The following is a 6,507-nucleotide window of genomic DNA, read 5'->3' as shown; positions in this document are numbered from 1 at the left end:
CCCGCGCCGGACCCTGGATCTGGGGCCGTCCCACACCACCCACCCGACACCTCCGCAGACGATATGTCTACTGCATATAAGGAATTCAGCACTAGGGGCTTTCGTCGGCTCCACGGCAGCCATCCGCCGTCGGCCCTGACGCGGTGCCGGCAGCCGATGCCGGCCACCCCGCCACCGCCACCACCACCGCTCTGCGGCTCTCACTGCGAGGTGCACGCCCGCTCGTTCGCGATCGAAAGGAAGGACCCACTATGCGCGGGAAGTCCACGAAGCGCGGCTTAGCCGCCGGCGCCGGTACCGTCGCCCTCCTTGCCGGCCTGGCGGCTTTCGCGGGCGGAAGTCCCGCCTCGGCCGTTCCCGGCACGACCACCGCGGTGAGCGCGGGACCCGCTGACTTCACTCAGGCGGTGGCAACTGGTCAGCCGTCCCAATACTCCTCCCCGCTGGAGCGCTGCGCGAATGGTGTCGATCACCCGATCAGCGGCGCTAACCCCATCCTCAGCGAGCCGTTGACCACACGGTTCACCAGCAACGTCGGCCTGTCCGAGTACGTGGCGTTCACCGGCGACCAGTGGTACGGGAACTGGAGCTTCGTCTTCACCAACACCACCTCCCACGTCCTCTCGACCGACTGCGCGGTCCTCATCTTCCGCGCGCCGGCCAGTTCGGACGACCACAGCTACACCGCGACCCAGCAGTACGGTCATCCGCAACAGGACTATCTGGAGGTGCCGCGCGGCGACGGAACCTCCTTCTACATCGCCAGACTCGGCTTCCACGACGTGCCGCTCAACCAGCGGCAGGTCGCTCCCGGTCAGTCCTTCACCTACACGTTCGGCGGCGCTTCCTCCTCCGCGATCACGACCGACCAGATACGCGACTCGTTGAGGTTCACAGCCGATCTCGACCTGAGGGCCAACACGTCGCTCATCGGGCACTACGGCACCCACCGACTGACCAACTGACCGCGACAGCGGAACCCCCGACAGCCTCTCCGGACGCCTGGCCGGGGGTTGCGCCCTTCACCGCAGGAGCGGGTGGTCGGCTGCCCACTCCTGGCCGACCGTCCGCCGTCCAACAGCCTCCGACCGCAAGGACCGTCCTGGGAGGGGATCGTGCACCGCGTAGAGAAGCGATGGATGCTCCTCGGAGGTGCCGGCCTGACGCTCATCACCATCGCAGCCCTCAGGTCGGGCCCTTCGCACGGCAGCGGCTCCGGAGACGGCGGTACGCACACCGGACCCACCGGGCCCACCCGCTCGCAGCAGGCGTACGCCGTCGCCCGACAGGAGTTCGGACTGCTGGCCGGCGGCGACTGGGTCCATGCCTGGAACCTGTGGACCGTGAGCGCACAGAGGACCGTTCCGCAGGACGAGTTCGTGCACGTCAACACCGCCTGCCGGCCGGCGGTCGGCATTCCCTACACCATCGACGGTCTCACGGTCACCGATCCGACCAGGATCCGGATCGACTGGCACCGCGATGACGTCAGCGGCCACGACACCCTGTTCTACCAGTCGGGGCAGTGGCGAATCTACCCCGATGCGCGCACGTTGGCGGAATACCGGCCGGGCTCCCACCAGGTGATCCAGCAGCGTCGGGTCGCGGGCTCATGTCACTGACATCGAGGACCGGCTCGTGGGCGGGGCGACTCAGAGGGACACACCGCACCGCAACGCGTACGCTCGCGCGCGGCGCGGCACTTGCACTGATCCTGCTCCTCGCCCTGCCCGGCGCGGCCTTCTCCCACGCGGGACTTGTCGCTTCCTCGCCATCCGACCGGGCGGTCGTCGCCGACGCACCGCGACAGGTGATCCTCCACTTCTCGGAGCCGGTCGCGCTCCACCTGAGCCGCATCACGGTGATCGGCCCGAACGGGCATCACCTCGACCGCGGAGCCCCGACCGCGGCGGGCTTTGACGGGGACCGGATAGGCGTACGCCTCGCCCCGGGGTCGCAGCACGGCACCTATGTCGTCAGCTGGCGGACCACCGCGCCCGACGACGGCCACACCACGTCCGGAGCGTTCACGTTCTCCGTGGGCGCCCCCGGTACGGCCTCAGACGCGGTCGCCGGCGTCGGCGGTCGTGACCGGCTGACGGACGCGGTCCTCGACGCGGCGATCTGGCTCGGCTTGGCGGGACTCGCCCTCATGACCGGCTTCACAGCGGTCCGGTTGTACTGCCTGCCGGAACGGGACCCGGACCTGGATCACGTCACGGGCACCCTCCCACGCCCCGGAACCGGTTCCCGCCGAGTCAAGAGCGCGAGCGGGCAGACGGCCCTGATGGTGGACCCGAACCATGAGGCGGACGGCGGAATCGTCACACCCTCACCGGTCGGCCCGCGATGGCCGGCCGTCACCGGCTGGACGGTTCTGCTGGCCGCGACACTGGTCCAACTCCTCGTCTACGGGCCGGCCACCCACGGCAGTTCCCTCTGCCATACCTTCGACCGGTCGCTACTGGCCACCTCGTTGTCGACCCATGTGGGGCACGCCCTCGTCGCCCGGATGATGCTCCTCGCGCTGATCGCGGCGGTCGGCGACACCATCCTGCGGCACCGGCGCGCGGGCGGAACCGCGGCCGTGGTGTTGACCCTTCTGCTCGCCCTCACCTGGAGCGAGATCAGCCACGCGCCGGACGGCCCGCTCGTGCCACTGGCCCTGGCGGTCACCACGGTGCACATCACGGCCATGGCGGTCTGGGCAGGCGGCATGGTGACCCTTGTCGTCCTCATGACCCGCGGCCCGGGCACCTGTCCGGCCGCTGTGGCCACCCGTTTCTCGCGGCTCGCCCTGTGCGCGGTGACGGTGCTGGCCGCCACCGGTTTCTGGCAGGCGTACCGTGAAGTAGGAAGCGTAGGCGCCCTGACCGGCACACACTACGGCACCCTGCTGCTGACCAAGACCGTACTGTTTCTGTTGGTCTTGGCGACCGCCGCCGTGCGCCAGGCCTGTACGCGCCGGCGGCGCGAGCCCCCCACGCCCACGCACCTACGGCGTTCCACGGTCCTCGAACTCGCCGGTGTCACCGCCGTGCTGATCGCGGCCGTCCTCCTCATCGGTACCCTGCCTCCCCACACTTCCCACAACGAGACCCCTGTCACCACACCGGCACCTTCTGCCGCAACACCCCACCGGGGTTCCTGACCGACGACCACGCCGCGGACCCGACGGGCGCCGCGGGAGCGTGTCCCGGACGCCCCGCCCGCGCCCCCGGGACGCGCTCGCCCTCGGCCCCAGCTTCCTGGCGCCCTACCCGCCGACGCACGCCTACCGCGCGTTCCTCAGCTGCCTGGGTTCTGTCGGCGCCTCCCCGTTTTATGGTCTGTTCCCCCTGGAGAAGCGCCGCCTGTTCAGCATGGACCCGAAGACGCCGACATCCGCTCCGCGCGGATTCACCGCGTGGGAAGGGGTGCCACCGTCGGGGCGACCTCTTCCTCCACATCACCGAAGCCGGCTGCAGCGACCTGGTGCTGCTCGGCATCACCGGCCCCGCGACCGGGCGGATCCTCACGGGCAACGCCGACGGGTGCTGGGGCCCGGACCTCTGCCCGGCAAGAGACTTCATCGCTGGGGGTGAGCTTGGCCTTGATCTGCTGGTGGTGATCGGCGTGGTCGATGACTTCGCCGACCACGCGTTCCCCGATCGCCGGCAGGATCGCGTCCATGGGCAAGGTGGTGATCTCCACCAAGCCGATCGCGTCGGGGTGGGTGTCGATGCGCAGGAAGACCCCGAAGCGCTGCCGGCCGACGACCTCACTGGTGATCACGGAACCGACCGGCAGTGCCTGGCAGGTCGCCGACCACGCGGCGCGTACGCGAGCCGCACGGTCGGCGTTGCTGTCGGGCCACGCGAACTAGTCCACGTCGCCGATCATGACATGGCGCGGGTGCACGCCGCGGGCAGTACTCCGGCAAACCGCTCGGGCGGGACGCGTTGTGTCGCACGGGGCCCCTCGCTCCGAGCCCGGTCAACTAGCATCGCAATCATCTGCTCGTCCGACGTGGCTGACCCACCCGGCTCCGCTGCGGGCTCGTGCTCTTACTTGATCGTCATCTCACTCACTTAGTGGTCGAGCCTGGAAGTCCTTCGGGGGTTGACGTCGGAGTCTGCTACGCGTAGGCCCGGACGCCTCGCGCGCAAGCCCGCCCGGCACTGACACCACGACGATGTTGGCACCTATCACCTGGAGTTGGCCTCGGTCTGCCCCGGATGGAGCAGACCGAGGATAGATGCCCAGGCCGCTTCGCCAAGCAGGGCGTCGCTGCGGGCTGTCCCTCCGTATGCAAAGGTCTTCGAGGGTGCGGCGGGGCCTTCACCCGGGAAGCGCGGCCGATGTCCGGCGTCATCGCGGGTCACCAGGTGGACCGGGGCGTCGGCTGCTCGGCGGCGCGCGGCCAGTTGCTCGGCATACCGCAGGGAAGGCCACATCGCGTCGTCGCCGCCGGCGACAAGCAGGATGTCGGCGGACGCCTTCTCCACCGGGATCGCGGCAGCGTCCAGACGCCGGGCGTAGGTCCGCTCGCTGAGTTCGTACCAGCCGCGGATCGCCACCGGACCGTCGCCTTGCTCCACGGGCTGCCAGGAATCGCCGTCCATCGGGACGAAGGGCAGCGGCTGCCTCTGCCAGGTCCAGGAGGACCTCCATGGCCGGTCCCGCCCGTCGAACCCCGGCCCCACGTTGCACCAGACCAGCGACGTCGGAGAGACGGCCACCACCGCGCTGACGCGCGGCTCGTAAACCGCGGTAAGCAGCGCGGCCTCGGCGCCCTTGGACACGCCGAGAATGCCGACGCGCTCCGCCCCACGAGTCTTCAGCAGGTCGACGGCTGCGACGAACGTTTCCAGCGGTACCTCGCAGATCCCCGCCGGCTGCCCCGGTCCGCCGAACCAGCGTATGGCCAGAGCGAGGAAACCCTGCTCGGCGAGAAGCCTCGCCCGCTGGCGGTCCACCCGGCCGCTCGACCCGGCCAGTACGACGGCACCCGTGCCGTTGCCGGCGGTCGGCTCCATCAAGACCGCTTCCCAGGGGGTCGTCAGCTCGTGTTCGACGACGATCACGGTGTCTCCTCTCTCGGCAGGGAATGAAGGGAGGTTATCGGCACCCCGACGGACCCGTCCTGTGGGCCGGCACGGCCTGCGGGCATCACCTACAGGTACTCGGCTGCGGCCAGGCGGTGCGGTCGTGCCCGCCAAGGAGCTGCTCGAAGTTCCTGGTGTGTTCCGGCGGTGTGGGCACGACCGCCATCGTGCCGGGCGGGCCGGGGACCGGGCGCGGCAAGCTACGGGCTGTCGTGATCCACTTCTCCCGATCGGTCCTCACCGAATGCCCGTTGCCCCGGCCCGCCCGATATCCCCGACCACCTCGGAGCGTGAGCGGCTGAAGAAGATGGCCTACGGCCACAAGACCGAGTACCGGCTGCGTCTGCGGGCACAGGTGGTTCTCCACGCGGCGCGTGGACGCTCCAACGCGCGCATCGCCCGGGAGACCAGCCTGCATCTGGACACGGTGCGCAGGTGGCGAGGCCGCTTCGCCGAGCAGGGCCTGGCCGGGCTGACCGACCGCAACCGACCCGGTCGCCCTTCCGCGTTCACCGCGCTGCAGGCCGCCCAGGTGAAGGCGCTGGCCTGCCAGTTACCCGTCGAGACCGGCGTGCCACTGTCGCGCTGGTCGTGCCCGGAGCTGGCCAGGGAGGCCATGGCCCGGGGCATCGCTACGTTCATGTCGGCCTCCACCGTGCGCCGTTGGCTCGCCGCGGACGCACTCAAGCCCTGGCAGCACCGCTCATGGATCTTCATCACCGACCCCGACTTCCGAGCCAGGGCCGAGCGCGTCCTGGACCTGTACGCCCGCACCTGGCAGGGCCAACGGCTCGGTAAGGACGAGTACGTGATCAGCGCGGACGAGAAGACCTCCATCCAGGCCCGCTGCCGATGCCACCCCACCCTCGCCCCCGGCCAGGCCCGCGCCATGCGCGTCAACCACACCTACGGCCGCGGAGGCGCCCTGGCGTACCTGGCCGCCTACGACGTCCACCATGCGAAGGTGTTCGGCCGCACCGAGCCCAGGACCGGGATCGAACCGTTCATGACCCTGGTCACCCAGGTCATGAGCCAGGAGCCCTATGCCAGCGCCAAGCGCGTGTTCCGGATCGTCGACAGTGGCTCCTCCCACCGAGGCAAGAAAGCCGCCGACCGGCTGATCACCGCGTTCCCGAACGCGGTGATGGTGCACACCCCTATCCACGCGTCGTGGTTGAACCAGGTGGAGATCTACTTCTCCGTCGTCCAGCGCAAGGTCGTCTCGCCCAACGACTTCACCGACCTCGCCCAGGTCGGGGACTGGCTCCGAGCCTTCGAAGACCGCTACAACGCCACGGCACAGCCGTTCCAGTGGAAGTTCACCACCTCCGACCTGGACGATCTGCTGGCCAGGCTCGACCGGCACACCGCCGACCACCCGGAAGAATTCTCCTTCCGCCTCACCGCATGATCAACCCCC

The 6,507-nt window shown here is 69.6% G+C and carries 6 protein-coding genes; 4 read left to right on the top strand and 2 right to left on the bottom strand.

Annotated features, from left to right (window positions below):
• The first annotated feature begins 251 nt into the window (after nt 1-251).
• From ABZ721_RS37635 to ABZ721_RS37625, 3 genes are all read left to right on the top strand, one after another.
• On the top strand, nt 252-965 hold the full coding sequence (locus ABZ721_RS37635) for a hypothetical protein (protein WP_358793316.1): 714 nt from the start codon (nt 252-254) through the stop codon (nt 963-965).
• 174 nt (nt 966-1,139) lie between these two features.
• The gene (locus ABZ721_RS37630) at nt 1,140-1,622 is read left to right on the top strand and encodes a hypothetical protein (RefSeq protein ID WP_358793315.1); all 483 of its coding nucleotides are present in this window, start codon (nt 1,140-1,142) and stop codon (nt 1,620-1,622) included.
• Nucleotides 1,613-3,151 (top strand): copper resistance protein CopC, encoded by a 1,539-nt coding sequence (locus tag ABZ721_RS37625; protein ID WP_358793314.1) that lies wholly within the window; start codon nt 1,613-1,615, stop codon nt 3,149-3,151. Before ABZ721_RS37630 ends, ABZ721_RS37625 begins: the two co-directional genes overlap by 10 nt.
• 248 nt (nt 3,152-3,399) lie before the next feature.
• Here the strand turns inward: ABZ721_RS37625 and ABZ721_RS37620 are convergent, their stop codons facing one another.
• The gene (locus ABZ721_RS37620; RefSeq protein WP_358793313.1) at nt 3,400-3,774 is read right to left on the bottom strand and encodes a hypothetical protein; all 375 of its coding nucleotides are present in this window, start codon (nt 3,772-3,774) and stop codon (nt 3,400-3,402) included.
• A gap of 413 nt (nt 3,775-4,187) precedes the next feature.
• Nucleotides 4,188-5,066: an acyl-CoA thioester hydrolase/BAAT C-terminal domain-containing protein gene (locus ABZ721_RS37615; RefSeq protein ID WP_358793312.1), complete on the bottom strand. Its 879-nt coding sequence runs from the start codon at nt 5,064-5,066 to the stop codon at nt 4,188-4,190.
• 265 nt (nt 5,067-5,331) lie between these two features.
• Here ABZ721_RS37615 and ABZ721_RS37610 point away from each other — a divergent pair, with 265 nt between their 5' ends.
• Nucleotides 5,332-6,498, top strand: coding sequence for an IS630 family transposase (locus tag ABZ721_RS37610; protein WP_358793311.1), 1,167 nt, complete (start codon nt 5,332-5,334; stop codon nt 6,496-6,498).
• Nucleotides 6,499-6,507: the final 9 nt, after the last annotated feature.

Origin of the sequence: Streptomyces sp. NPDC006733, assembly GCF_040636125.1 — a bacterium.
Lineage (GTDB): Bacteria > Actinomycetota > Actinomycetes > Streptomycetales > Streptomycetaceae > Actinacidiphila.
The sequence above is the reverse complement of the archived record's forward strand: the minus strand, read 5'-3'. Positions and strand labels throughout refer to the sequence as shown.

What these genes read in the sequence shown, in the direction of transcription:
- ABZ721_RS37625 (WP_358793314.1), top strand. Translation starts at nt 1,613, where the DNA reads ATGTCACTGACATCGAGGACCGGCTCGTGGGCGGGGCGACTCAGAGGG.
- ABZ721_RS37635 (WP_358793316.1), top strand. Translation starts at nt 252, where the DNA reads ATGCGCGGGAAGTCCACGAAGCGCGGCTTAGCCGCCGGCGCCGGTACC.
- ABZ721_RS37610 (WP_358793311.1), top strand. Translation starts at nt 5,332, where the DNA reads ATGCCCGTTGCCCCGGCCCGCCCGATATCCCCGACCACCTCGGAGCGT.
- ABZ721_RS37630 (WP_358793315.1), top strand. Translation starts at nt 1,140, where the DNA reads ATGCTCCTCGGAGGTGCCGGCCTGACGCTCATCACCATCGCAGCCCTC.